This window comes from Halomonas sp. DP4Y7-1 (assembly GCF_019800705.1).
Lineage (GTDB): Bacteria > Pseudomonadota > Gammaproteobacteria > Pseudomonadales > Halomonadaceae > Halomonas > Halomonas litopenaei_A.
Window position 1 is genome coordinate 26,668 of sequence record NZ_JAHVKS010000014.1, and the last position, 25,532, is coordinate 52,199.

Sequence of the window (25,532 nt, forward strand, 5' to 3'; positions counted from 1 at the left end):
GCGTGGCCTCGCAAGAAAAGGGCTCCGGGGAAAATTCCCGGAGCCAGAGGGAGGCCGCTGTCGCGGCCTCAGGGCGAGTCTTGGGCAGTGCGCCCTAGAGCGTCTCGGTGAAGGTACGGCTGATCACGTCCCGCTGCTGCTCTGCGGTGAGCGAGTTGAAGCGCACCGCGTAGCCGGACACCCGAATCGTCAACTGCGGGTACTTGTCAGGATGGATCACGGCGTCTTCCAGCATCTCGCGGTTGAGCACGTTGACGTTCAGGTGTTGGCCACCTTCCTGGCGATCACTGTGGTGGAAATAGCCGTCCATCAAGCCGGCCAGATTGCCACGCTGCGTGCCTTCGTCCTTGCCCAGCGCCTTGGGCACGATCGAGAAGGTGTACGAGATACCATCCTTGGCGTGGGCATAGGGCAGCTTGCCCACCGACGTCAGCGACGCCACGGCTCCTTTGGTGTCACGTCCATGCATCGGGTTTGCTCCCGGCGCGAAAGGCTCGCCGGCGCGACGCCCGTCCGGCGTAGTCCCTGTTTTCTTGCCGTAGACCACATTGGAGGTGATGGTCAGCACAGACTGGGTAGGCTCGGCGCCACGGTAGGTCTTGAGCTGGCGAATCTTGTTCATGAAGACTTCCACCAGCTGACAGGCGATATCATCAACCCGTGCATCGTTATTGCCAAAACACGGGTAGTCACCGTCGATCTTGAAGTCCACCGCCACACCGTCTTCGTCGCGCACTGGGCGCACGGTGGCATACTTGATCGCGGACAGTGAGTCCGCCGCCACCGATAGCCCGGCGATACCGCAGGCCATGGTGCGCTTGACGTCAAGATCATGCAGCGCCATCAGGGCCGCTTCGTAACTGTACTTGTCGTGCATGTAGTGGATGGCATTCAGCGCGGTGACGTATTGCCGTGCCAGCCAGTCCATCAGACCATCCATGCGCTGCCAGACGTCATCGAAGTCCAGCACCTCATCACGGATCGGCTCGCTCTTTGGCCCCACCTGAATCTTGAGCTTCTCATCGACGCCGCCGTTGATCGTGTACAGCAGCGTCTTGGCCAGGTTGGCGCGAGCGCCGAAGAACTGCATCTGCTTGCCGATCACCATGGGAGACACGCAGCAGGCTATCGCGTAGTCATCGGAGGCAAAGTCCTGGCGCATCAGATCGTCGTTCTCGTACTGGATCGACGAGGTGTCGATAGACACCTTGGCGCAGTAGCGCTTGAACCCCTCTGGCAGCTGCTCTGACCACAGCACGGTCAGGTTGGGCTCTGGACTTGGGCCCATGGTGTACAGACTGTTGAGGAAACGGAAGCTGGTACGGGTGACCAGCGTGCGTCCGTCCTGGGCCATGCCCCCCAGGCACTCGGTCGCCCAGATGGGGTCGCCGGAAAACAGTTCGTCGTACTCAGGCGTGCGCAGGAAGCGCACCATGCGCAGCTTCATGATGAAGTGGTCGACCAGCTCCTGGGCCCCCACTTCATCGATAACTCCCTGGCTCAGATCGCGCTCCAGGTAGATATCGAGGAAGCTGGAAGTACGCCCCAGCGACATGGCCGCGCCATTCTGGGACTTCACCGCAGCCAGGTAGCCGAAGTAGGTCCACTGAATGGCTTCCTGAGCCGTGGTGGCCGGCACCGAGATATCGAAGCCGTACTTGGCCGCCATCTCTTTCAGCTGGTCCAGCGCACGATACTGCTCGGCGACCTCTTCGCGCAGCTGAATGACCGCCTCCAGATCATCGCCCTGTTCAAAGCGTGACTGCAGAGAAGCAAACTGGGCCTGTTTGTCGGCCATCAGGAAGTCGACACCGTAAAGCGCGACCCGGCGATAGTCACCGATGATGCGGCCGCGTCCGTAGGCATCTGGCAGTCCTGTCAGCACGCCGGACTTGCGACACTTGAGGATGTCCGGGGTGTAGACATCGAACACGCCCTGGTTATGGGTCTTGCGAAACTCGGTGAAGATCTTCTTCACCTGCGGATCCAGCTCGCGGCCGTAGGCCTGACAGGACCCTTCCACCATCTTGATCCCACCATTGGGCATGATGGCCCGCTTCAAGGGTGCCTCGGTCTGCAGACCGACAATGGTCTCGAGAGACGCATCGATGTAGCCGGCGTCATGGGCGGTGATGGAGGACACCAGCGAGGTGTCGAAGTCCAGCGGCGCGTGGGTGGCATTCTCCTGCTTGATGCCCTCCATGACCCGGTCCCACAGTGCGCGGGTGCTCGTGGCGGGCTCTGCCACCAGAAAATGCTCGTCGCCTTCATAGGGCGTCACGTTGGCCAGCAGGAAGTCGCGTACGTTGACCCCCTCTTTCCACGCGGTGCCCGCGAACCCTTCCCACGCCTGTGCGAATTGCTCTTTCATCAACTTGCCCCTCAACAAAAGGAAATACGAAACTAGTGCAGATTCACTGCGCCCCTCTATCCATCGGAGGGGGCAGCAAAGCTTGAAGATCAGTGGCAGCGCGGTCGTCACTTCGATGGTGACGTGGATGCAGCGCTCTTGCTGGGCGAGACAACCTCTGACCCAGCGGGACCATTCGACTTTAGCAGTAGAGGGACAGCCCGGACTTGACCCGTATCAGCGTCCAATAAGGTCGCGGCGCAACTGGCGATTTAGCGCATCAGGGAGGATAAACAGGCGGGAGGGTCAGCGAGCAGAGCGCGCCATAAAAAGGCGACGCCACCCGAAGGTGGCGCCGCCCTGGCGCAACGATGGCGCTATGTACCCAGAGGTACGCCGATCAATCTGCCGGCCTGTTGTCAGGCGCTGAGCAAGGCATTCAGACGCTTGACGTAGGCAGCGGGATCATCGAGATGGCCGCCCTCGGCGATAATCGCCTGATCAAGCAGAATCCTGGCGAGATCGGCAAAGCCCTCGTCGCCGGCCGCTTCGAGACGCGCGACGAGCGCATGCTCCGGGTTGAGTTCGAGGATCGGCTTGACCTCCGGCAGGCTCTGGCCCGCCGCTTCCATGATGCGGCGCATCTGGAAGCCCATCTCGTGCTCAGGCAGGACCACACAGGCAGGAGAATCCGTCAGGCGATGGGTGACCTTGACCTCCTGGACCTCGTCTCCCAGCGCCTCTTTCACCCGCTTGACCAGGTCTTCCTTGGCCTTGGCGGTCTCCTCCTGAGCCTTCTTCTCTTCCTCGTTCTCGACATCACCAAGATCAAGGTCGCCCTTGGCCACATCGACCAGCTTCTTGCCATCGAACTCGGTAAGGTGGCTCATCAGCCACTCATCGATCCGGTCGTGCAGCAGCAGTACCTCGATACCCTTCTTGCGGAAGATCTCCAGATGGGGGCTATTCTTGGTCGCATTGAAGCCGTCGGCGACGATGTAATAGATCTTGTCCTGACCCTCTTTCATCCGCTCGACATAGTCGGCCAGTGACTGGTCCTGGGTGGCGCTGTCGGTGTGAGTACTGGAGAAGCGCAGCAGGCCACTGATCTTGTCGCGGTTGGCGAAGTCTTCCGCCGGGCCTTCCTTCAACACGGCGCCAAAGGTGTTCCAGAAGCTCTGATAGGCCTCCTTGTCCTTCGACAGCTTCTTCAGCATGTCCAGCGCACGCTTGGTCAGCGCGGACTTGATCTTGTCGACCTTGGGATCCTGCTGCAGCAGTTCGCGGGACACGTTCAGCGACAGGTCGCGGGTATCCAGCACGCCCTTGATGAAGCGCAGGTAAAGCGGCAGGAACTGCTCAGCGTCGTCCATGATGAACACACGCTGCACATACAGTTTCACCCCACGGGCGCCATCACGCTCGTACAGGTCGAAGGGAGCACGGCCCGGCACGTACAGCAGGCTGGTGTACTCCAGGTTGCCTTCGACCTTGTTATGGCTCCAGGCCAGTGGGTCGGAGAAATCATGAGCCACATGCTTGTAGAAGGCCTTGTACTCATCATCCGACACCTCGCCCTTGGGACGAACCCACAGCGCTGTCGCCTCGTTGATGGTCTCCCAGGTGGTGACCTCACTACCGTCGACCTCATTGCCTTCGTCGTCGGTCGCCTTTTCCGTGCGCGGCATTTTCACCGGCACTTCGATGTGGTCGGAGTACTTGCGCACCAGACTCTGCAGGCGATAGTCATCGGCGAACTCGCTGGCATCATCCTTCAGGTGCAGGATGATCTCGGTACCGTGCTTCTCGCGCTCAAGCTCGGCCACCACAAACTCACCTTCGCCCTTCGAACGCCACTCGACGCCCGCATCCGCTGCGTCTCCCGCCTTGCGCGTGCGCACCGTGATCTCGTCAGCGACGATAAAGCCCGAGTAGAACCCGACACCGAACTGGCCGATCAGCTTGGCGTCCTTCTGCTGCTCGCCGGATAGCTGATTCAGGAACTCCGCGGTGCCGCTCTTGGCGATCGTGCCGAGGTTGGCGATCACATCGTCGCGATTCATGCCGATACCGTTGTCACGAATCGTCACCGTCTTGGCGTCACTGTCGTGCTCGATCTCGACACGCAGTTCGCTGTCGCCTTCATACAGGGCGTCGTTGTCCAGGGCGGCATAACGGAGCTTGTCGCAGGCATCCGCTGCGTTGGAAATCAGCTCCCGAAGAAAGATCTCGCGGTTGGAATACAGCGAGTGGATCATCAAGTTGAGAAGCTGCTTGACCTCGGTCTGAAAGCCCAGGGTTTCTTCGTGAGTAGCGGTGGTCATGGTAGGTCGAACCCCTTTCGACATAGCGTTTTCCGGACCAGTGCCGGGGCACTGGCGTTCCAGAGTGTGCGACGCGGGTAGCGAGGCGTCAGAGCATCCCCTGTCGGCGCTCGCTCAACGCCGTACGATCTTCAATTGATCATCGATATGGGGCTAGACGCTGTCTTTTCAAGCCCGCAGCGCACCCCTTGGCGCTGGTTCCGGCACATACGCTTCAGGATTCAGCACACGCTAGGCGGGATCTAACACATAGCTCATGCGCGCACGGGCGATGGGTGTCGCTTCGTCATCCTGCCACGCCCATGTGTCCACATTGACCATACGACGCCCCTCGCGTACCAGGCGACAGCGGGCACGGGTCGGTTTCACCGCAGCGGGTGCCAGGTAGTCCACGGTCACATTGACCAACCGAGGGAGGCGTGGCTGGCGGGACTGGCTGAGCGTATGCAGGGCCGCAGCCGTTTCCATGAATGCCGCCACAACACCACCGTGAAGCGCAGGCAGCATGGGGTTACCGATATTGGAAGACCGCGCCTCCAGCGCAAAACAGAGCCCCTCATCGTCGCGACAGGCCGACACCCCGAGCTGCCCTGCGTAAGGTATCTGCGCTATCCAGGGGGCGAGGTTATCATCGTTGATGCCCGCCTCTAACAGCAGTGGATCCAGGGCAACGCTGCTGCCACGGGCCGCCATCACCGGGGTCGGTGGTACAGCCGGCGATTCATCCGACTCCGCGAGACCGGCAAACATGGCATCGGCAAATCCAGGAGGCGTGTTGCGGGGTCCTAGCCTGGCGAAATGCCCGCTCGCTCGGGCCAGTGGCTGTCCATCCTGCTGCCATGCCTGAGCCTCGGTGAACACGACACTGGACGATACCGCATCGGCTCTGGCCTTGACCCACAGCGGCAATTCCTCGATACCGGGGCGGCGGTGGCTGATATGCAGGTCCAGGGTCGGGCATACCTCGGGCTGGGGCAACGCGGTCAGCACGGACGCGCCACAGGCGGTGTCAAGCAGCATGCTGAGGACACCCGTGTGCACTAGCCCTCGTTGGCGATCTCCCGACAACAGCGGATGCCAGGGCAGATACAGCGTAACGCCCTCCTCGTCCACCGAGGTGACCTGCATTTCCAGCATGTGGGTGTGCGGAATGACATCGACAAATCGCTGAAGAGCCTGGCGCCACAGCGAAAAGGAAGGTGAAGCGAAAGCATCTTCTTGTGCGGACATGACGAGCGCCATAGTCAAACGTTTGACTGACAGCCTAGTCAGAACCCTCCAGGTCCACCATTCGCCTTTTTACCTATGAACGATGGGTCTAGTTACCTATGACGACTTACCTATGACGACTTATCTATGAAGACGTATCTATGAAGACTTACCCAAGCACAGTGGGCCTGGCGGCGGCAGGGCATTCCACCACCGCTCAGCGTTGCCGACGCCGACGGGTCAACCGGGCAGACTACAGATCACTGATATCCCGCTCTTGCCGCTGCGCGTCCTCTTCGACGTCGCCGCGCCAGGCCCGATAATCTGCCAGACTCGCGTCCACCTTGGTCAGCAACCACCCGACAATGACCACGTCATCGACGAGACCAAACAGCAGCAGCACGTCCGGAACAAGATCCAACGGAGACACCAGGTAGGCCAAGGCCGCCGCCATCCAGCCAAAGGCGGACCAAGGCACTGGGCGATAACGTCCGCCGAGCACATCCTGGAGCATCGGAATGAACAGCTTCAAGGCCCTCAAGATGTGCTTGAAGGCTCTCGAACGCTGGGAAAGACGTCCTATCACAGGGACACGGTCAAACAGGGACATCTCAACAACCTCCTGGATGCAGGTCTCGTCAAACGCCTGCAGCGGTGACAGCAGCCGGCCTTTGGGGACGATGTCCTGGGCTTCGGCCTCGACACTGTCAACATGGAGGCGGACCTGTTCTGGGTCAAGCTTCAGCGTCAGATAACATGACTGTTCAAGCTTCCCATGTTCGGTCACCATGGAGCCTCCAGGCGCACTCAGGCGCGCCCAGGCAATCGTGTCTTCACCTCAGGACCAGGAGGGTCTCAATGCCATTCGCCCTGTTTCGCCGCCTAGCGCCACTGCTGGCCGCGACGGCCCTTTGTACACCGTCGCTGGCCTCTGCCCAGGCCAGCGATGGCGCCATGCGCAGTGCCCTGGAAGCTGCTCGCAGCGGTAACTTCCAGCAGATCAACGACGCAGCCATACGTGGTCACGAACTCGAGGGCTACGTGGCGTACTATCGCCTGCGCGACCGTCTGCCCAACGCCTCCCCCCAGGAGGTGCTGGGCTACATCTCCGCCAATGCCGACGCTCCCCTCGGTGACTGGATGCGCGAACAGGCCATCCTGCGCTATGGCCGTGCCGGTCGCTACGGCGACCTGCTCGCCGTGGCCAACGGCGTTCCGGCGACCACGGCAGAGCAGTGTTACTACTACACCGCTCAACTCGGCCAGAACCCCTCCCAGGCCGCACAAGGGGGACGCGAGCTGTGGAACGTCGGCAGCTCCCAGCCAGATGCCTGCGACACGCTATTCTCGACGCTACGGGCCAGGGGCGACATCGGCGACCTGGAGATCTTCCAGCGCATGATGCTGGCTTGGGAAAACGGCGAAGACGGGTTGGTCAGCTATCTCGGCCGCCAGCTCGGGCCGGCCTGGAGCAGTGCAGTAGCTGCACAACAAAGCGTGGATATCAGCCCCTCCCGTCTGGCCAGCGTAGGCAGCTGTGTCGGGCCGAACTGCGCCGGCACAGAGGACTTTGTGCGTGCCGCCGTCATCGCTGGTGCGGAAACGTCGGCGGCCTCTGCCCTCAGCGGCTGGCAACAGGTATCGACACGGGTGAACCTGTCCGCGCAAGCGCGCCAGTCCCTCGAGCGCGAGATCATGTATCACGCCCTACGGCGTGACCAGCGCGAACTGCTTGGCTGGATCGATGGCGCCTTGCCGGCGCAGCAGGATGCCGAAGTCTTTGAACTCAGGGCGCGCCTGGCCATCCGTGACCGCGACTGGGGGGCGCTGGAACGCACGGTCGCCGCCATGCCCGCGGAGGTGCAAGGCAAGGCCCGCTGGCAATACTGGCTTGGACGTGCGCTGACTCTGCGCGGCCAGCAGACCGCCGCACAGGCAGCCTTTACTCGCGCAGCCGGGCAGCGAGACTTCTTCGGTTTCGTCGCAGCGGACCGCCTGGGGCAGCCCTACAACCTCAATATGGAAAGCCACCACTCCAGCGATGCGGAACGTTCTCAGGTCGCGAACTGGCCCACGGTGCGCCGCACGGAAGCCCTGCTGCGCGTCGGGCAGGAGGGACTGGCGAACCTGGAGTGGTACCACGCGGTGCGCAAGGCCAGCCCCGCCGATGCGCGGCGCCTGGCTGACTATGCCGCCTCCAGGGGCTGGCACGTGCGCCTGGTGCAGACCACCATCGTCGGCAAGATGCTGGACGCCCTGCCATGGCGTTTTCCGGAAGCCTATCGCGCTGACTTCCAGCGCTGGGGCCAGGCCAATGCGGTGGATCCCTACCTGTTGATGGGCATTGCCCGACGCGAGAGTGCCTACAACCCTGAGGCGCTGTCGCCGGCAGGCGCCCGTGGTCTGATGCAGCTGATGCCGGGTACCGCCGCACTGGTCGGACGGCAGGTGGGGATCGGCGACCCTGGGCCCTATGGGGTGCTGGATCCCGCCACCAATATTCGCCTCGGCAGCACCTATATCCGGGATATGATCGCTCGCTACTCGGGCAACCGCATTGCGGCGGCGGCTGCCTACAACGCGGGGCCCCACCGGGTCGACAACTGGCTGGCGCGGTCGCCTGGCGAGTTTGATCTTTTCGTCGAAGAAATCCCGTTCAAGGAAACGCGTCGCTATGTGCGCGCCGTACTCGAATACCGCGTGGTGTTCGAGAGCCTTGCCAAGGGGTCGACCCAGGGCGTGCAGGTGCTGACGCCGGCAGAGAAGACGGCACGCTACGATGCGGGCATGGTCAGGCGCTGAGACAGCATAGGCGTACCGTTACCTCCCCACAGAAAAGCCCCGGTCCACTTGGACCGGGGCTTTCGTTACCCTGTTTGTTTGCCATGTCTCTCTACGCTGCCACCTTGCGCTAGCGCAAGCCGAACGCCTTCAGCGCAGGAATCGACCGGGCGGCCGCCTATTCGGCGCGGCCTTACGCCGGCGCCCTGGTCAGCGCCAACTTGATACCAAACGCCACCAGCACGCCCCCGGTCAAGCCATTGAGCACCCGGGAGAACGCGGGCCGTGCCAGCCAGTGGCTGGCGCTTCCCACCAGCACCGCGACCAGAATCTGCCAGACGTTCGCGATGATGAAGTGGATGCCCGCCAGCCACAGCGACTTGAGCAAGGCGGGATCCGTGGGCGCGATGAACTGCGGCAGAAAGGCCATGTAGAACACGACGGTCTTGGGGTTCAACACATTGGACAGAAGCCCTTCCCGCAGGGGGCGCCACATCGGAACCGCTTGCCGCGAGGTGCCGCTGACCGCCGCCACCTCCAGGCCGCCGCCCTTCCAGGCTTGACGCAAGCTAGCCACTCCGAGCCACGCCAGATAGGCAGCGCCCACCAGCTTCAGCGCAGAGAAGGCCCACGCCGACTGCAGCAGAATCAGTGACACACCCAGGGCCGAAACCGTGGCGTGGACAAACAGACCAGAGCAGATCCCCATGCTGGTAAGCACACCATCACGCAGGCCGCCCCGCGCCGTATTTCGAATCACCAACAGCGTATCGATGCCGGGCGTCACGCTCAGCAGCGTGATCGCCACGACAAACGCCAGCAATTGCCCGTCCATCCACTCCGCCATGGTCATTGTGCTCCGGGGTTCTCGGCGTGCTTGAGAGAAATCTGGTCGTTCAGGGTCCAGAAGTCATACAGAATGCCAACCAGAAACAGGCCGCCAGTCAGCAGATAGATGATTCCGGTCACCCATTTGCCCATGTAGAAGCGGTGAAGACCAAACACGCCAAGGAAGGTCAGCAGCACCCAGGCAACCGTGTAGTTGGTCGGTCCACCGCGAAAGCGCAGATCCGCCTCCCGATCCATGCTCGGAATCAAGAACAGATCAATGATCCACCCAATGAAGAATAGGCCAAGCGTCAAGAACCAGATGGTTCCCGTCACCGGTTTGCCGTAATAGAACCGGTGCGCACCGAGAAAACCGAACAACCACAGCAGGTAGCCCACTACCTTGGAATGGGTGTCGTCGTTGTACATCGCAGGAGCAGTCATGCAGATTCCTTTTACGTTGAATCCCTGTCGTCAGGTCCGTCGTCACGCCATAACACGCGTGCCGCTGGACGCTGCAGACCTTTCGATCTACAGTAACTTGGCGGGTCGAGGTAGGCCATTCTCGCTTGTCTGAAGAAACCGTTCCAGCGGTGTCTCTCAAACACGTCGAGAATGTGCTGATTGAGTCGCAGCGTAGGACAGCAAGTGGAAACGTCGTCAGTGGTAGTTCGAACAATCTATTGTCGAAACACGCAATGCGCCCTTCTTTCTTGTCATGCCCACGCACTAGGGTTCAGACCACATGATGGGAGAAAAGCTCCCCTGTGGCTGCACCAGCACCATCATTTAGCGAGTTAAGGAAATCGACAATGGCAACTGGCACTGTCAAGTGGTTCAACGACACTAAGGGCTACGGCTTCATCTCTCCGGACGACGGCGGTGACGACCTGTTCGCCCACTTCTCCGAGATTCAGGCTGAAGGCTTCAAGTCCCTGCAGGACGGCCAGAAGGTCTCCTTCGAAGTGACCCAGGGCAAGAAAGGCCTTCAGGCCTCCAACATCAAGATCGCTGACTAAGCTTCGTGCAAGTCACATCTTGACGCGGGAACGCTGTTCCCGCGATGCAGTACCGCGACATCGGAACAACCTGTCAGCATGATGGATTGGACCCGGCGTCGTAACGGAAAGGCCCACCGCGAGGTGGGCCTTTCTTATGAGCGTATGAGCTCGGAGGCTACGGTACGGGCGACTACTGCTCGATCTCGCCTTCAGCGTTGACGTCCACCTTGTAGGTGGGGCCGCTCCCGCTGGTCTCGACAGGGGTCGTCTCCGGCACCTGTCGTTCGGCCTCTTCAAACGTCTCATCGATCTTGCGGCTGGCCTCTTCGAAACGCCGCTCGGTCTCTTGCAGGATGGCATCGACCTCGCTGGAGTCATTGCCAGGCGCACTGCTGGCGCCGCCTTGCCCATCACCATCTGCCAGCGGTGAAGCGCTGGCCGCCCCATCGCCGCTGTCATCGACGGCACTGGTGGGCTCAGGCGCCGAAGCATCGACGCCTGACGCTTCCGTACCGGAGCTATCCGGGGCCGACGCCTCCGCTTGCTGATACGCTTCATCGATCTTGCGGCTGGCCTCTTCAAACCGGCGCTCGGTTTCCTCGAGGATAGCGTCAACGTCGGAACGGCTGGCCTCACCAGGCACGGCCTGCTCGGACTGCAGGGTATCGGTTGCGCTGCTGCCCAGCTCCACGCTGGCACCCTCAGGCATATCGGAGCCTGCAGCAGCATTGCTGGACGCATCGTCTTCTGCCGGTTCAGGGCGTTGCGATGCATCACCCTCAGACGCCGTATCCACGGCACTGTCCCCTTGAGACGCCAGCGTATCGCCTGGCGCTTCATCTGTTGCCGCCTCAGGCGCTGACGAGGAGTCCTCACCAGCCACAGTTTCCGCACTGCTGGTCTGAGTCGTCGCCTCTGGGTCTTCACCCTCACACCCGCTCAACCACAGCGGGATGCTGAGGGCCACCACGGCCACCGCCACTCGCGGGGTCACTGCCATTGTCTTCTCTCCATGTCATGTGGCTCCTGTTGATACGACTGCGGGCAACACCCACCGATGTCACCTTGGACCGCAAACGTTCACAAATATTGCAGCAAAGGCGCTGATGAGGTGCAACGCTGACCGACCAACCGCCGCCCCTCGCCGCGGGACGGCTCACTGAATGCTGGTCACATCTGGGCTCTCTACATCAATGCCAGCTACATCAATACCAGCTACATCAATACCAGCTACATCAAGGCTACTCGCCACGTGGTGATGCCATGCGACAGCTGTCCGGCATGGTCAGTCGCAGCGCCAATGGCATGACCTGGGCTTCAAAGGCCTGCTGGTAGCAGGCCTCGCCGTCCAGCGTCAGAGGCAAACGTGCCTCCCCATCCGCCTCGAAGCGCAGCCAGGCACTGCGAAAGGCATCGACATATTGACCGTGATAGGGCCGCGCACGTAGCTCACTCATCATGGCCTTGAGCTGTCGCAGAGAGCGAAAGTCCCGCACCAGCAGCACATCGAAAAGTCCGTCATCCAGCCGAGCTGCCGGGGTCAGCTGCTGGCCTCCTCCGGCCTGGATGCCATTGCCGATTCCCAGCAGAAAGATGCCCGCACGACTCTCGCCACCGTCCCAGGCCAGGTGCCCCTGATAGAGCTGATAGCGCCAGGCCTTGAAGGCACCAAATACCGAGTAGGCGCCGCCACCCATCAGCCTTTTCAGCGGCCGGGGGGTGGACGTGGTAATTTCCGCGCCGAACCCGCCGGTGGCCATGTTGATAAAGTAACGGTCGTTGAGACGCGGGATATCGATCCAGCGGCTGGGCAAGCGGCATGCCGCATCCAGTGACGCGGCCTGACCCAAAGGCAAGCCCAATGACTTGGCCAGGTCGTTGGCGCTACCTAAGGGCATGATGGCCAACTCGGGACGGTCCTTGCGGGGTAACTGCATCAGACCATTGACGACTTCATGTACGGTGCCATCGCCGCCCCCTGCGATCACTCGCTTGACGCCATCGCGACCGGCCTGGGTGGCCTGACGCTCGCCGTCTCCTTTCTCCCAGGTGACGCGAACATCCACATCGAGTCCCCCGCGCCGGCACGCAAACACCGCACTGCGGACCTCCGGCAGCTGCGATGATTGTCCATTAAGGATCAGCCGATTGGTGCCCGGCGGCTGGGTCATCCTGACAGTTCCTTCTTCACAAGGGGTTCATGTAAATCGCACATCCTGGTGCGGTTTGCTCTCCACGTGGACAGGGCAACGCCCCAGCCACCGTTTATCTTGACTTGGCACCGCAGTCGCATTTTAGCTCGCAGAGGGGGACATGCATCAATGTGGCATCAACACGCACATATCCGCCACCATGCTGACAACGCATCCCTTACAATTGTCGTCACTATCAGCCCCTTCTGACCGAGTGCCTGCATGATTGAACCTATTTTTGTGCTGACCGCCTTCTTGTCCGGCCTGGCCGCCATGGCCCTCAGACTACCACCCTTGGTCGGTTTTCTCGCCGGCGGCTTTCTTCTCAACGTGCTCGGCTACGATGAAACGCCTGTGCTCACGCTGGTGGCGCACCTGGGGGTGACCTTGATGCTGTTCACCATCGGGCTGAAACTCAACGTCAGGACCCTGCTGCGCCCAGACGTCTGGGGCGGCGCCAGCCTGCATATGCTGGCCTCAGTGGTACTTTTTGTTGTCATCTTGGGGCTCCTGAAGGGCATTGTCACCCTGGGCTGGCTGGCATCTCCCAACGGATTGCTGGCGGGCCTGGATCTGACGACGCTGCTGGTGCTGGCCTTCGCCATGTCTTTTTCCAGTACGGTGTTCGTCGTCAAGGTGCTGGAGAAACGCAGTGAAACCCAGGCGGCTTACGGCCGCCTGGCCATCGGCATCCTGATCATGCAGGACCTGTTTGCGGTGATTTTTCTCACGGCATCCACCGGCAAGTTGCCCAGTCCCTGGGCGCTTGGACTATTCGCTCTGATTCCCCTTGCGCCGCTGCTGCGTAAATTGCTGGATCGTATGGGCCACGGCGAGATGCAGATGCTGTGCGGCGTCGTCATGGCGCTGGTACTGGGCTACGGGCTGTTCGAGGCGGTCGGGGTCAAGGGCGATCTGGGCGCGCTGATCATCGGCATGCTGCTGGCGCCCCACCCCGCCGCCCAGACATTGTCGCGGTCCATGTTCAACATCAAGGAACTGCTGCTGGTCGGGTTCTTCCTGAGCATCGGTCTTACCGCCCTGCCTAGCTGGTCTCTGCTGGGGCTGGCGATGCTGCTGGTGGTGCTGCTGCCGCTCAAGAGTCTGCTCTATCAACTCATACTGATGCGCTTTGGCATGCGCCACCGCACATCCGTACTGGCGACGCTGAGCCTCAGCAACTATTCGGAATTTGGCTTGATCGTGGGCGCCATCGCAGTGTCCAGTGGCTGGCTTGCGCCAGAGTGGCTGGTGGTGGTGTCCCTGGCGGTAGCACTGAGCTTCGTCGCTTCAGCCATCCTCAATGCCTTCAGCGAACGCCTCTACCAATGGCTCGAGCCGCGCCTGCCCAAGGTCGATGAATCGGCGCTGTCACCCAGTGACAGGCCCATCGAAGTCGGAGATGCCGAGGCGGTAGTGCTGGGGATGGGTCGCATCGGTCGCAGCGTGTACCGGCGTCTGACAAAGGAGTACGGGCTGAAGGTACTCGGGGTGGACTCCAACCCGAAAAGCGTGAAGACCCTGGCCGAAAAGGGCTTCAATATCGTCGAAGGCGACGCGGTAGACTCCGATTTCTGGGACAAGATGCTGATGTCTTCGCAGGTCGAGCTGGTCGTGCTGGCCATGCCCCATCATGCGGGTAACCTGTTCGCCCTGAAGCAGCTGAGAAGCCGCCACTTTCCCGGAAAGATCACCGCGGTGGTGGAATACCTGGAAGAGATCGATACCATCCGCGAGCTTGGCGCCCATGCGGTCTACCATGTCTACGACGAAGCGGGCCGTGCCCTGGCAGACAGTGCCGCCGAGGAAGCCGGTATCATCTCGCGTACCCAGCAGCTGGGCTAGCCGAGCCGAGGTGGCGTGGAGCGGGTGCACTAAAGCGGTAGTTGCCCCGCCTCCTCATGGCAAGGATACTCGTGTCTCTTACCTCCTCGACCGGCGTTGCGGAGCGGTACACGATCGATGACAAGGATGCATGGCGGTGGAAGATCTCTTTACCTGGCTGGGCGAAGCACTGGGCACCCTGATACGGGTGGTCGTCGATACCCTGGGAGGGTTTTTTACCGGCCTTGATGATGCGGCAGCAGGCTTCATCGATGGCTTGTCTCGCTCCCTCGGTATCGCTCCCTCGTTCTTCAGTCTGGCCTTGCTGGTGCTGGGTCTGTTCTTCCTGTGGCGAGCCCTGCGGGCGATTCTCGCACGCTCAGCTGTCGCGGCGTTGCTGTGGGCCCTGCTAGGCCTGTTGACCCTGGGCATGCTGCTGCCGTAACCGCTGACACGGTTTAGATGTCGCCAACGCAAGACGCCGCCCACAGGGCGGCGTCTTTCTCGGCATCTTTCCGAGTCCGGGGTCAGGCCAGCGCCTTCTCCACGATCTCGTAGACATTGGGCGACAATGTCTCCTGACGAATCCGCTCGAGTTCAGTGCGCATCAGCTCCTGGCGCGCCTCGTCGAAGCGCTGCCAGCGCGTCAGCGGCGTGATGATGCGTGCCGCGATTTCCGGATTCAGGCGATTCAACTCGATCACCACCTCCGCCAGCAGACGGTATCCTTCCCCGTCCAGCCGATGGAAGTTGACCCGATTCTGCCCGGCAAAGGCGCCAATCAACGCTCGCACCTTGTTTGGGTTCTTGAGCGAAAAGGCCGGGTGCTCCATCAGGTATCGCACGCGATCCAGAGCGTCTGCCTGGGGGCGGGTCACCTGCAGGCTGAACCACTGATCCATCACCAGCGGATCATGGGACCACTTACGGCCAAAGGCCTTGAGGGCCGGGTCGGCAATGTCCGAACGACTGCTGTGCACCAGCAGGGTCAGTGCGTGGCGCACGTCGGTCATGTTGTGGTCGGCATCGAACTGTGCCTGGGCAAGCTCGATCGCGGCCTCGTCCTCGATGCTCATCAGGTAGGACAACGCCACGTTCTTGAGCGCCCGCTGCCCGATCTGCTCTGGGGTCGGGGCATAGGGAGCATCACTCTGGTTGGCGTGGTAGAGCGCCATCAGCTCGTCGCGAAGCTCCCGAGCCAATGACTGCTGCACGAACATCCGAGCGGCATGGATGGCATCCACATCCACCAGCGGCTGCTGCTCCGCAATGTAGGCCTCGCTCGGCAGCTGCAGCATCTCCGCCAATACCGCCTTGTCATCGTTGCCTTCTTCGATCAGCGCGCGGAAGGCGTCGACCAAGCGCCCGTCCATGACCTTCTCGACGCCATTGCGATGAGCCGCAATCAGATCGTCAAGGGCCAGCAGGGTCAGACGCTGGCCAGCGTCCCAGCGATTAAAGCCATCGCTGTCATGAGCCATCAGGAACGCCAGGTCCTCCCGCGAGTAAGGGAACGACAGCTTCACCGGCGCTGAGAACCCACGCAGCAGGGAGGGCACCGGCGCTTCCTCGATGTCGGTGAAGATGAACTCCTGTTCGTCTTCACGCAGATGGATGACGGCGTCACGGCCCAGGGTTTCGCCGTCAAGCGTCATGCTCAGGTCTCTGCCGCTCTTGGTACCGACAAGACCCAGGCGCACCGGAATATGCAGCGCCTGCTTGTCGGGCTGCCCCGGGGTTGACGGGGTACGCTGACGCAGGATCAAGCGATAGCGGGAGTTGGCGTAATCGTACTCGCCAAAGGCATCGATTTCCGGAGTGCCCGCCTGGGAGTACCAGCGCATAAACTGCCCCAGATCCAGACCGGACACTTCCGCCATGCAGTCGACAAAGTCTTCGATCGTCACTGCCTGACCATCAAACCGGGAGAAGTACAGGTCTGATCCCTCGCGGAAGGTCTCCGGCCCGACCAGGTTGGACAGCATCCGCACAATCTCTGCCCCTTTCTCGTAGATGGTCAGGGTATAGAAGTTGCCGATCTCGATGTAGGACTCAGGACGCACCGGGTGAGCGGTGGGACCCGCATCTTCCGCAAACTGAGCGGTACGAAAGAAGGACACTTCTTCGATACGCTTGACCGGCGCAGAGTTCACGTCAGCCGAGAAACACTGGTCACGGAAGACGGTAAAGCCCTCTTTCAGCGACAGCTGAAACCAGTCGCGGCAGGTCACCCTGTTGCCCGACCAGTTATGGAAGTACTCGTGGGCTACGATACCCTCGACGCGCTGGAAAGCGGCGTCGGTAGCGGTCTTCGGATGGGTCAGCACCGCCGCGGAGTTGAAGATGTTGAGGCCCTTGTTCTCCATGGCGCCCATGTTGAAATCATTGACCGCGACAATCATGAACAGGTCCAGGTCATATTCGCGACCGTAGGCCTGCTCGTCCCACGCCATGGAGCGCTTCAACGACGCCATGGCGTGCTCGGTCTTGTCGAGGTTTTCTTCTTCCACCCAGATCTGCAGGGTGACGTCACGCCCGCTCATGGTGGTGAAGTGATCTTCCACCTTCTTGAGGTCGCCGGCGACCAGGGCAAACAGGTAGGCAGGCTTGGGATGCGGGTCTTCCCAGGTGACAAAATGACGCCCATCCGGCAGTTCGCCACGCTCAACGGGGTTGCCGTTGGACAACAGCACCGGCTCACGCGTGATATCCCCCACCACGGTGGTGGAGAAGGTGGCCATCACATCTGGGCGATCGGGATAGAAGGTGATCCGGCGAAAGCCCTCCGCCTCACACTGGGTGCAGAACATGCCCCCGGAGCGATAGAGGCCTGACAGTGCCGTGTTGTCCTCAGGAGCAATCTCGACGTCAGTCTCCAGCACGAAGGAGGCAGGCACCTTGGCGATGGACAGCCCCTTGTCGCTCAGCTCGTACTCGTCATTGGACAGCGGCCGCCCATCGATAGCGATGGACACCAGTGACAGCTGCTCCCCATCCAGCCACAGCGCTTCGCCGGCCTCGCGCTCAGGATGGCGCTCAAGATGCAGCCTGGCCTCGACGCGGGTCGCGCCAGGCGCCAGATCAAAGGACAACTCGGTGCGCGTGACACGGTAAGCCGGGGGAAGATAGTCGCTGAGATGAATCGGCTGGGGGTCGGACATCGGGGATGCTCCAATCAGAAAAGTCGTCGCCATTGTACGGGCATGGAGGGGCCAGGCTCAAAGCGCCGGCAGCGCATTGAGCGGTTCAGGACGAGGACGCGGGCTCGGGTCGCGTGAAGATCCAGATGGCGATACCGGCCAGCATCGTCACCAGGCCCAGCTTCAACCACCAGAGGGATACCGTGAACAGCAGCACGATCACCGACAGCGACAGCATCACCAGGGCCATCCACTTGGCATGACGAGGGATCGCACCCGATTCTTCCCACGCCACCACCGCGGGGCCGAAGCGCGGGTGTTCCCGTATCCAACGGGCGAAGCGTGGCGACCCCTTGGATGCCGCCCACACCGCCACCAGCAAGAAGCAGGTGCTGGGCATAAGGGGGACGAAGGCCCCGATGACGCCAAGGGCGAAGCTGATCCAGGCAAGCATTTGCCACGCCACACGGCGCGTGGTGGTTATCAAGGGTAAGCTCCGATGGTGCGGCAGACGGTGCGATGGAAAAAGCGGTTGACCGCCCCGCGCACACGGCCGTTGATCGCTGAGACTCCCATTGAACCGCAACGGTCGAGCAGGGGCCAATTGCACGAGGCTATCGACACCTTAGAGCCTCTCGGCACCTTAGCGGCTATCGACACCCGACAGGCTACCGATGCCCTGGATGCCGACCTCAGGCCGTCGCCCCTGCTCGCCATGGTGTTGCGCTCAATCTCGGAAGTTATCGAACTGCAGGGCGAGATCAGGCCCATCGTCACCACGCAGCAGCGCCATGACGCTCTGCAGGTCATCCCGTTTCTTGCCAGTGACGCGCACCTTGTCGCCCTGAATCTGCGCCTGCACCTTGAGCTTGGAGTCCTTGATCCGCTTGACGATATCCTTGGCTTCCTTCTGCTCCAGGCCTTGCTTGAGCAAGACGTTCTGGCGAGCCTTCACCCCGGACAGCTCGGCATCCTGCACGTCCATGGTGCGCGGATCGATGCTACGAGCAATCAGCTTGTTGCGCAGAACGTCGAGCATCTGCTGGAGCTGGAAGTCCACCTCGGCATGCAGTGCAACGGTCTCGTCGGACAGCTCGAACCCGGCGTCGACGCCACGAAAATCGAAGCGCCCCTGGACCTCTCGGTTAGCCTGATCCACGGCGTTCTGTGCCTCGTGGCGATCAAATTCGGAAACAATATCGAAAGAGGGCATGCTCACTCCAAGGGGTAAAAGCGCTAGTCTACCACTGGAAGCGGTGCCTGCGAGGCACCTCGCGGACCAACCTCTTCAGCGTCGTGCTGAGGGTCCGTCGGATCCTGCGTCTGCTCTTGGAAAGAGGCGCTCGCCGAGTCCGTCGCCAAGGCCGTCGCCGAGGCAGTCGCCGAGGCTCGAGGCGTCCTTTGTCTCACCACCTGTCCCCCTTCTGCTCCCCCCGCCTGAGTGGGGGCGTCTGGCGGTTCGCCCAGCGTCAGGATCATTTTCCAGGCGGCGCAGCCATCCTCGTAGTACTCGTCCAGCCAGGCATCCAGGCGGAACCCGGCACGTCGATACAGCCCGAGAGCCACGCGGTTATCGGCACGCACCTCAAGGCTCATGCGCGAGCAGCCTGACGCCCGAGCCTGCTGCTGCAAGGCCAGCAGCAACGCCCGACCTACGCCATCACCGCGGGCCTCTGGTGCCACGCAAAGCGAGTAAAGCCGCGCTGTCTGACTGCCCTTTCGCAGCAACAGGGTGCCGTATCCGAGCAACCTCCCCTCGGGCGGAACCGCCCCATCAGCGTCGCCGGCCTCCGCCGGGACAGCAAGCAGGGTGATTGCCCTGGCGCGGGTCAGCAGGTACCTGAGCTGACGACGATTGAAACGATCACCGCTGAAGCCACGACGTTCCAGCGACTCGAGAGCATCGAGATCGGCTGGGACCGCCGGGCGCAGGACAACAGACATCGAGAAAGACTTCCATGCAAGGCCACGAATTCCGTGTCGGCGACGACGGAGTATATCGCTCGATTCTGTCGCTCCCGAGGCCCGCTGTCAGCCGTCGATGAATGAATTTTTTTCACCCAGATAGCATATTGCTTTGCGGCTGGCTCAGGTGCATTCTTGCGCCACTCGACCAGACACTCCTCCTGCTCCCTCGCCGGCTGCCAGAACGATCGAGCCCCGCCCCTTCCCCCTGCCCGAGGATCCATGACGATGTGCGCACTGCGTATCGTGGTTGACCGCCAGCGCGACTGGCAGCCCTATCACCCCAGCGACGATGTGATCGATGCCGAGACCTATCTCGCATCGGCGGCAACGTCCGGCAGCGAACAGGTCATCAACCTGTGCGCGGATCTCGGCTACCTGGGGACTGGCTACTATGTCTCGTTGCTTGCTCAGGCGCGTGGAGCGAGGGTGATCCCCACGGTAGATACCCTCAACACGCTGCGTCGCAAGTCCACCACCGACATGCAGCTCGAAGGCCTGGCACCGCTGCTGGAGGATCTGGGCAAGGTGGCAGCCAGCCAGCAGCTTGGCGACACGATCGACGTCACCATCTTTTTTGGCGAGTGTGATGCCGCCCCGCTGGCAAAGATCGCCAGGCGACTTTTCGAGCGCCTGCCCTGCCCGCTGCTGGAAGCGCGCCTGACGCGTCAGGGCCACAGCTACCGGCTGGCACGTCTTCGCCCGCTGGCGCTATCGCGACTCAAGGAGCACGAGCAGGACACCTTTGCCCGCGCCCTGAATCGTCACTCACTGAAGGTCTGGCGCACCCCACGGGCCAGGCGTCGCTATCGTTTTGACCTGGCCATGCTGGTCAACCCGGAAGAGCGACTGCCACCTAGCAACAAGGGTGCGCTCAAGCGTTTCATTCGCGCCGGGCGCCGCCAGGGAATCAATGTATCGCTGATCACCCATCGCGACAGCGCACGCCTGGCGGAATTCGACGGGCTGTTCCTGCGCGAAACCACGTCGCTTGACCACCCGACCTGGCGCATGGCCCGGCGTGCAGAACATGAAGGGCTGGTGGTGATCGACGCACCTCAGGATATTCTGCGTTGCACCAACAAGGTCTACCTGCATGAGCTGCTGCGCACTCGCAATGTGCCAGCGCCCGAAGGGCTTCTGCTGCGCCGCTCCAGTGCTGAGCGGCTGATCGAACAGGCTCGCGAGCTCAGTTTTCCAAGGGTGCTGAAGGTTCCCGATGGTGCGTTCTCCAAGGGAGTGGTGAAGGTGGCGTCGGCAGAGGCCCTGGCCCGGGAGGCCAGCATTCTGTTCGAAAGCTCGGACCTGTTGCTGCTGCAGGAATGGCTTCCCACCGACTTCGACTGGCGCATCGGCGTGCTCGATGGTCAGCCACTGTTTGCCAGTCGCTACTACATGGCCCGTGGACATTGGCAGATCTACGACCACTCCGGCCCGCGGACTCGCAGCGGCGGCTTCACCAGCCATCCGATCAGTGATGTGCCTGCGGCGGTACTGCGCACTGCCCTCAAGGCATGCCGACTGATCGGCAACGGCCTCTACGGCGTTGACCTCAAGCAAGTCGGCGAGCGAGTTCTGGTCATCGAGGTCAACGACAATCCCAATATTGATGCGGGTATCGAGGACAACGTGCTGGGAGATGCCCTCTACGATCGCCTGCTGGACGTGTTTGCTCGGCGTATGGAAGCTGGCAAGCAGGACCCGTGACCGTCACGATGGCGCCGTGGTGGCCCAGCGTGACGGCCTTCGAGCTGACGCCAGCGAGCGACTCGGCTAACCTGCGCGTTCACGACCAGAAAATCGGAGCCAGCATGAGCGATCAGCAACGCAACGAGCGCCACAAGAAGGCCATGGAAAAGCTCAAGAGCCACGTCGATGCCAAGGTCGCCGCGGCAGAGGAAGAGCGCGGACTGATGCTGGTTTTCACGGGCAATGGCAAAGGCAAGACGACGGCGGCCTGGGGCACGGTGACTCGCGCGCTGGGCTACGGCTATCGGGTGGGCGTCGTCCAGTTCATCAAGGGTCTTTGGGAGTGTGGCGAACGCGAACGGCTTGAGCAGGATGCCAATCTCGAAGTGGCTATCATGGCGACAGGCTTTACCTGGGACACCCAGAACCGCGAGTCGGACACCCAGGCCTGTCAGGAGGTATGGCAACAGGCCAGTCGCATGCTGGCGGACCCTGAGGTCTATCTGGTCGTGCTCGACGAGATCACCTATATGCTCAAGTTTGGCTACCTGGATATCGATACGGTGCGCACCGCGATTGCCAACCGCCCGCCAGAACAGACCGTGATCATCACCGGGCGCAACGCCCATCGGGAGCTGGTGGCCATGGCCGATACCGTCACCGAGATGCAGGAAGTCAAGCACGGCTTTGCGGCAGGGCTCAAGGCACGCCGCGGGATCGACTTCTGATCCTGCTGCCGATCGTGTAGCCCTGTTGCCGACAGACCGACCGCATTCCCTGTCACGCAGCAAAACAACCGGCCCGGGAACATGCTCCCGGGCCGGTTGTCTCAAGCTACTACCTACCTCTAAAACGACGTGCCGCTGAAACCTATGCGCCGCTGAAACCTATGCGTCGCTGAAACCAAGCGCCGCTGCAACGACGAGGACTGACGGCTCGGCGACGTCTTGTCGCCACGCGTCCCTCGGCTCGCATCACTCTACCTGCAGCTGGTCGTTGGCGATCATCTGCTGCAGGAAGGTGGCGGAGTCCTGCCCTCCCATAGTGACGCCATTGAGCACGATGGTCTGATCGGCATCGTTGCCATTAGCGGCAATGCCTCCACTGCTCTTGACGTGCAGCACCGTATTCCCGTTGCCATCTTCCTGAGCAAAGAGATAGTCGTTGACGCTGGCGTCAGTGGCACCATCCAGCAGGTCCGCCACTTCCAGACGATCCGCTTCTGGGTCCACCCCGTAGCCACCCACGGTGAAACCAGTGACGGTGTCGACGGCCGGGGCGCCGTTGGTGCCGGCATCACCCTGGCTCCAGGCCAGGATATCGGCGCCGCTTCCCAGATCAATGATGTCGTTGCCCTTGCCGCCAGCTAACACGTCATCACCGTCACCGCCCTGCAAGGTGTCGTTGCCCTTGCCACCGATCAGCGTATCGTTGCCGACACCGCCAATCAGCGTATCGGCTCCCGCACCTCCGATCAGCAGATCATCACCTTCTCCACCGTCCAGGGTGTTGGCCGCACCGTCGTCGCGACCATCCCCAAGGTTGTCGATCTCGGCACGAATGTAGGCACGAATCTCCTCATCGCTGGGGGCCGACCCAGTCGCATCGGCAATGCGATCCGCCACACCGCTGCCGCCTGGGTTCTCCTGTGTCCAGGTCAGGTAGGTGTACAGGCCTGCATAACCCAGGCCGTCGTGGTCGCCCGCGGTGAAGGTTTCGCCGGTGGCCGCGTTGACCCATTCGAGATGATCACTGTTCAAGGTGTCGGCGACCAGAATGTCGTCCCCACCGCCACCACTGAGGGCATCGGCACCGACCGGCAGCAGGCTGGCGGCGGCTTCCTGCAGCGCCGCATCAAGATCGCCACCGCTCAAGACGATCTGGGGCTGCCCCACCGGCGCATCAAAGGCATCATTCGTACCGCCGCTCAGGTTGGTAGATGCCGTACCGACTGTATTGGTGTTATCAAAGAAGCGCAGCACATTGGAATTGATGCCCTCGCCGATCCCAATGGCGGCCACCTGGGCCACTGAGGCCAACTCGCCAAACGCATTGACGGACTCGTTCATCACTGTCTGGCTAAAGTTGCTGCCGTTGCCGCCGAGGCCACCAGTGGAGCCACGGTAGTAGGTCGGCACACCATCGGTCAGGAAGAAGCCAATATTGGTGAAACCGTTGCCCTGGCTGGCCAACCAGTTGCGTGCCGCATCGAAGCCATCCTCATAGTTGGTTCCCCCTGACGCGATCATGGCATTGATAAAGGCGATCGCCGCCGGCAGGTCTGCCGCGCTGAAATTGGTGAAGGTGATGGTGTCGCCGTTGCCCACCGCGCTATCGAAGTCGACAATCTGAAGGTTGATGGTGCCCTCGTGGCCGCTGAGCTGGGTCACCAGGTTCTGCAGGGCCTCCTTGGCCAGCTGCATGCGCGACTTGCCGTTGACCCCAGAGCTGTTGCCCATACTGCCAGAGCTGTCGACGATCAGGGTGATGTTGTAGTTGCCAGCGGGCTCATTGAGCGTGCCACCCGCATCGCCGATGATCACATCGTCACCACCACCGCCCGTCAGGGTCTGCTCTCCGTTGCCGCCCACCAGCAGCTTGTCCTTGGCATCCCCGTGCAAGGTCAGGCTAGCGGATAGCTCGTCGTCATCACCATCGCGACCAATCAGTCCAAGCTGGACATCGAAGTCGTCGCTGGGGCCGCCCAGACGATAGGACGCATCCTCAAGCAGCAGGTCATCGTTGCTGGTGCTGCCGCTATCCGCCGCGGTGATTTCCACCGCTTCAAAGGGCCGGTCGCTCGCGGTTTCCAGCGTCACCTGCCAGCCGTCCTTCAACCCGGTTACGCGCAGGCCGTTGCCGTCAGCGGTCACGCTGACCTGGCTGGTCACATCCACCCCAATGGAGTTGAAGACCTTGATGTCGGCGGGCGTCACGGCAAGATAGCCGCTGGATCCGGTGCTGGGATCGCCACTGCCGGCGCTGCCATCGGGCGAGTAGAGCAATGCCGCAATGACCAGTGCCGTGGTGGCACCTTCGCCGCCTGCCACCTGCACCCGCTGGGAGAAGCTGACCATGCCTTGATGGTCGGTCCAGCTCGGGCCGCCAGTTCCCGCGTCAAGGTCCTTCAGGGCATCGAAGCGCACGCTGGCACCCGTGGCGACGGCGATCTTGCCATCGTCGACGACCACGGCTCCGCTGCTGCTGGACACCAGCAGGTCGTTATCACTGGCACTATCCAGGTGATTCAGTGCGAGATAGCCACCTGTCACGCTCTCGCCGTCCTCGAGTTCGGCAGCGACATCGACGCCATTACTGACGTCACCGACCACATCGATGGTATAGCCGTCTCCGGTCTGCGCCAGAGTCACGCTAAATCCATCTTCAGCCCCATTCGCAGACTCGGCATAAAGTGTGGTGCCGTCGGCACTGAGTCGATAGGTCAGCGGCTTGCCGTCGACTCTCAGAGCGTTGCCTGCGCTATCCATCGCCGGCTGGCCGTCCAGACTGGCGTCGAACACCATCTCCTTGACCCCGTCTGCCCCTGCATTGGGCCCGAAGTCCAGGGTGCCGCTTCCATCCTCCAGCGCGTGCTCCGCCGGCGAGAACTGTTGTGGCACGTCATCCTTGATATCGATGGTCAAGGCTGCGGGGTCGCTGACGTCGCCGTCGGAGTCGGTCACCACCAGGCTGAACACGTCCTGGATACCGTCGCTGCCGGTGCCCTGGCTGCTATGGTCGGTGGTGTTGTCGTCCAGGGTGTAGGTATAGCTGTAGTCCCCATTCACCACGCTGACGACCAGGGTGCCGTAGGTACCCTGCACGGTGCCGCCATTGGTCACGTCCACACCGCTGATCACCACCGAGCCCACGCTGTCGGAGCCGGTATCGATGGCGATGGTGCCGCTGGTGGTCTCCAGGTCGGTGGCAGACTGGCTGCCGCCGTCGTCCAGACCGGCCTCGTCCACCTCGTTATTGCCAGACGCATTGGGCGACTCGGGGTTCACCTCCACCACCGGGGTAGCGTCCACGGTGATGGTCAGGGTCGCGTTCGCGGTATCCCCGTCGGCATCGGTGATGGAGTAGTCGATCAGCACGTCGCCTTCAAAACCCGTCGCCGGGGTAAAGGTCACGCTGCCGTCACCATTGAAGCTCACGCTGCCCTGGCTCGGATCCTGCAGCGCGGCGTTGGTCAGGGTCACCGGACCATCGGCACCGGCCACGTCGGT

The 25,532-nt window shown here is 61.8% G+C and carries 19 protein-coding genes; 6 read left to right on the forward strand and 13 right to left on the reverse strand.

What is annotated here, in order from left to right; all coding sequences use genetic code 11:
• Positions 1-94: 94 nt before the first annotated feature.
• The 4 genes from pflB to KUV72_RS19420 all read right to left on the reverse strand — a co-directional run bounded on the left by pflB (position 95) and on the right by KUV72_RS19420 (position 6,673).
• Positions 95-2,371 (reverse strand): formate C-acetyltransferase, encoded by a 2,277-nt coding sequence (gene pflB / locus KUV72_RS19400; protein WP_222239473.1) that lies wholly within the window; start codon positions 2,369-2,371, stop codon positions 95-97.
• A gap of 398 nt (positions 2,372-2,769) precedes the next feature.
• On the reverse strand, positions 2,770-4,674 hold the full coding sequence (htpG, locus tag KUV72_RS19405; RefSeq protein WP_222164335.1) for a molecular chaperone HtpG: 1,905 nt from the start codon (positions 4,672-4,674) through the stop codon (positions 2,770-2,772).
• Between the two features lie 231 nt (positions 4,675-4,905).
• Positions 4,906-5,904 carry a PaaI family thioesterase gene (locus KUV72_RS19940; RefSeq protein WP_261317588.1) on the reverse strand — a complete coding sequence of 333 codons (999 nt, stop codon included), beginning with the start codon at positions 5,902-5,904 and terminating at the stop codon, positions 4,906-4,908.
• A gap of 232 nt (positions 5,905-6,136) precedes the next feature.
• Positions 6,137-6,673, reverse strand: a complete 537-nt coding sequence (locus tag KUV72_RS19420; RefSeq protein ID WP_315857953.1) for a YkvA family protein — start codon at positions 6,671-6,673, stop codon at positions 6,137-6,139.
• Between the two features lie 68 nt (positions 6,674-6,741).
• Here KUV72_RS19420 and KUV72_RS19425 point away from each other — a divergent pair, with 68 nt between their 5' ends.
• Positions 6,742-8,685: a transglycosylase SLT domain-containing protein gene (locus KUV72_RS19425; RefSeq protein WP_222239474.1), complete on the forward strand. Its 1,944-nt coding sequence runs from the start codon at positions 6,742-6,744 to the stop codon at positions 8,683-8,685.
• A 172-nt stretch (positions 8,686-8,857) separates the two neighbouring features.
• On the opposite strand, the gene KUV72_RS19430 is transcribed toward KUV72_RS19425, so the two are convergent.
• Both KUV72_RS19430 and KUV72_RS19435 read right to left on the reverse strand, forming a co-directional pair.
• Complete coding sequence (locus tag KUV72_RS19430) at positions 8,858-9,517, reverse strand: LysE family translocator (RefSeq protein WP_374107046.1); 660 nt, start codon at positions 9,515-9,517, stop codon at positions 8,858-8,860.
• On the reverse strand, positions 9,514-9,936 hold the full coding sequence (locus KUV72_RS19435) for an NINE protein (RefSeq protein WP_224852177.1): 423 nt from the start codon (positions 9,934-9,936) through the stop codon (positions 9,514-9,516). The genes KUV72_RS19430 and KUV72_RS19435 overlap by 4 nt, the downstream gene beginning before the upstream one ends.
• A gap of 368 nt (positions 9,937-10,304) precedes the next feature.
• On the opposite strand from KUV72_RS19435, the gene KUV72_RS19440 reads away from it, so the two are divergent.
• Positions 10,305-10,511: a cold-shock protein gene (locus KUV72_RS19440; RefSeq protein WP_206944852.1), complete on the forward strand. Its 207-nt coding sequence runs from the start codon at positions 10,305-10,307 to the stop codon at positions 10,509-10,511.
• 172 nt (positions 10,512-10,683) lie between these two features.
• Here the strand turns inward: KUV72_RS19440 and KUV72_RS19445 are convergent, their stop codons facing one another.
• The gene (locus KUV72_RS19445) at positions 10,684-11,493 is read right to left on the reverse strand and encodes a hypothetical protein (protein ID WP_222239475.1); all 810 of its coding nucleotides are present in this window, start codon (positions 11,491-11,493) and stop codon (positions 10,684-10,686) included.
• Between the two features lie 241 nt (positions 11,494-11,734).
• Positions 11,735-12,664 carry a lipid kinase YegS gene (gene yegS / locus KUV72_RS19450; protein ID WP_206944855.1) on the reverse strand — a complete coding sequence of 310 codons (930 nt, stop codon included), beginning with the start codon at positions 12,662-12,664 and terminating at the stop codon, positions 11,735-11,737.
• A 243-nt stretch (positions 12,665-12,907) separates the two neighbouring features.
• Here yegS and KUV72_RS19455 point away from each other — a divergent pair, with 243 nt between their 5' ends.
• Together KUV72_RS19455 and KUV72_RS19460 are read left to right on the forward strand one after the other, a co-directional pair.
• Positions 12,908-14,530, forward strand: coding sequence for a cation:proton antiporter family protein (locus tag KUV72_RS19455; protein ID WP_222164331.1), 1,623 nt, complete (start codon positions 12,908-12,910; stop codon positions 14,528-14,530).
• 136 nt (positions 14,531-14,666) lie between these two features.
• Positions 14,667-14,954, forward strand: a complete 288-nt coding sequence (locus KUV72_RS19460; RefSeq protein WP_224852176.1) for a hypothetical protein — start codon at positions 14,667-14,669, stop codon at positions 14,952-14,954.
• Positions 14,955-15,036: 82 nt separating this feature from the next.
• Here the strand turns inward: KUV72_RS19460 and pepN are convergent, their stop codons facing one another.
• The 4 genes from pepN to KUV72_RS19480 all read right to left on the reverse strand — a co-directional run bounded on the left by pepN (position 15,037) and on the right by KUV72_RS19480 (position 19,593).
• On the reverse strand, positions 15,037-17,670 hold the full coding sequence (gene pepN / locus KUV72_RS19465) for an aminopeptidase N (protein WP_222239476.1): 2,634 nt from the start codon (positions 17,668-17,670) through the stop codon (positions 15,037-15,039).
• A gap of 85 nt (positions 17,671-17,755) precedes the next feature.
• Positions 17,756-18,136: a YbaN family protein gene (locus tag KUV72_RS19470; RefSeq protein ID WP_224852175.1), complete on the reverse strand. Its 381-nt coding sequence runs from the start codon at positions 18,134-18,136 to the stop codon at positions 17,756-17,758.
• 240 nt (positions 18,137-18,376) lie between these two features.
• The gene (locus KUV72_RS19475) at positions 18,377-18,862 is read right to left on the reverse strand and encodes a YajQ family cyclic di-GMP-binding protein (RefSeq protein ID WP_206944859.1); all 486 of its coding nucleotides are present in this window, start codon (positions 18,860-18,862) and stop codon (positions 18,377-18,379) included.
• A 23-nt stretch (positions 18,863-18,885) separates the two neighbouring features.
• Positions 18,886-19,593: a GNAT family N-acetyltransferase gene (locus KUV72_RS19480; protein WP_222239477.1), complete on the reverse strand. Its 708-nt coding sequence runs from the start codon at positions 19,591-19,593 to the stop codon at positions 18,886-18,888.
• A gap of 243 nt (positions 19,594-19,836) precedes the next feature.
• Between KUV72_RS19480 and KUV72_RS19485 the strand changes: the two genes are divergently transcribed.
• Entirely contained in the window at positions 19,837-21,321 is a 1,485-nt protein-coding gene (locus KUV72_RS19485) for a RimK family protein (protein WP_315857955.1), read from the forward strand.
• Between the two features lie 104 nt (positions 21,322-21,425).
• Positions 21,426-22,031: a cob(I)yrinic acid a,c-diamide adenosyltransferase gene (cobO, locus tag KUV72_RS19490; protein WP_222164328.1), complete on the forward strand. Its 606-nt coding sequence runs from the start codon at positions 21,426-21,428 to the stop codon at positions 22,029-22,031.
• A 246-nt stretch (positions 22,032-22,277) separates the two neighbouring features.
• Here cobO and KUV72_RS19495 read toward each other — a convergent pair.
• Positions 22,278-25,532: type I secretion C-terminal target domain-containing protein (locus KUV72_RS19495; protein ID WP_222239478.1), on the reverse strand; the 3,255-nt coding region annotated here is incomplete at its 5' end.

Bases quoted from the DNA above. Each gene is read 5' to 3' on its own strand.
- pflB (WP_222239473.1), bottom strand. From the start codon at position 2,371: ATGAAAGAGCAATTCGCACAGGCGTGGGAAGGGTTCGCGGGCACCGCG.
- htpG (WP_222164335.1), bottom strand. From the start codon at position 4,674: ATGACCACCGCTACTCACGAAGAAACCCTGGGCTTTCAGACCGAGGTC.
- KUV72_RS19940 (WP_261317588.1), bottom strand. From the start codon at position 5,904: ATGTCCGCACAAGAAGATGCTTTCGCTTCACCTTCCTTTTCGCTGTGG.
- KUV72_RS19420 (WP_315857953.1), bottom strand. From the start codon at position 6,673: ATGGTGACCGAACATGGGAAGCTTGAACAGTCATGTTATCTGACGCTG.
- KUV72_RS19425 (WP_222239474.1), top strand. From the start codon at position 6,742: ATGCCATTCGCCCTGTTTCGCCGCCTAGCGCCACTGCTGGCCGCGACG.
- KUV72_RS19430 (WP_374107046.1), bottom strand. From the start codon at position 9,517: ATGACCATGGCGGAGTGGATGGACGGGCAATTGCTGGCGTTTGTCGTG.
- KUV72_RS19435 (WP_224852177.1), bottom strand. From the start codon at position 9,936: ATGACTGCTCCTGCGATGTACAACGACGACACCCATTCCAAGGTAGTG.
- KUV72_RS19440 (WP_206944852.1), top strand. From the start codon at position 10,305: ATGGCAACTGGCACTGTCAAGTGGTTCAACGACACTAAGGGCTACGGC.
- KUV72_RS19445 (WP_222239475.1), bottom strand. From the start codon at position 11,493: ATGGCAGTGACCCCGCGAGTGGCGGTGGCCGTGGTGGCCCTCAGCATC.
- yegS (WP_206944855.1), bottom strand. From the start codon at position 12,664: ATGACCCAGCCGCCGGGCACCAATCGGCTGATCCTTAATGGACAATCA.
- KUV72_RS19455 (WP_222164331.1), top strand. From the start codon at position 12,908: ATGATTGAACCTATTTTTGTGCTGACCGCCTTCTTGTCCGGCCTGGCC.
- pepN (WP_222239476.1), bottom strand. From the start codon at position 17,670: ATGTCCGACCCCCAGCCGATTCATCTCAGCGACTATCTTCCCCCGGCT.
- KUV72_RS19475 (WP_206944859.1), bottom strand. From the start codon at position 18,862: ATGCCCTCTTTCGATATTGTTTCCGAATTTGATCGCCACGAGGCACAG.
- KUV72_RS19480 (WP_222239477.1), bottom strand. From the start codon at position 19,593: ATGTCTGTTGTCCTGCGCCCGGCGGTCCCAGCCGATCTCGATGCTCTC.
- KUV72_RS19485 (WP_315857955.1), top strand. From the start codon at position 19,837: ATGACGATGTGCGCACTGCGTATCGTGGTTGACCGCCAGCGCGACTGG.
- cobO (WP_222164328.1), top strand. From the start codon at position 21,426: ATGAGCGATCAGCAACGCAACGAGCGCCACAAGAAGGCCATGGAAAAG.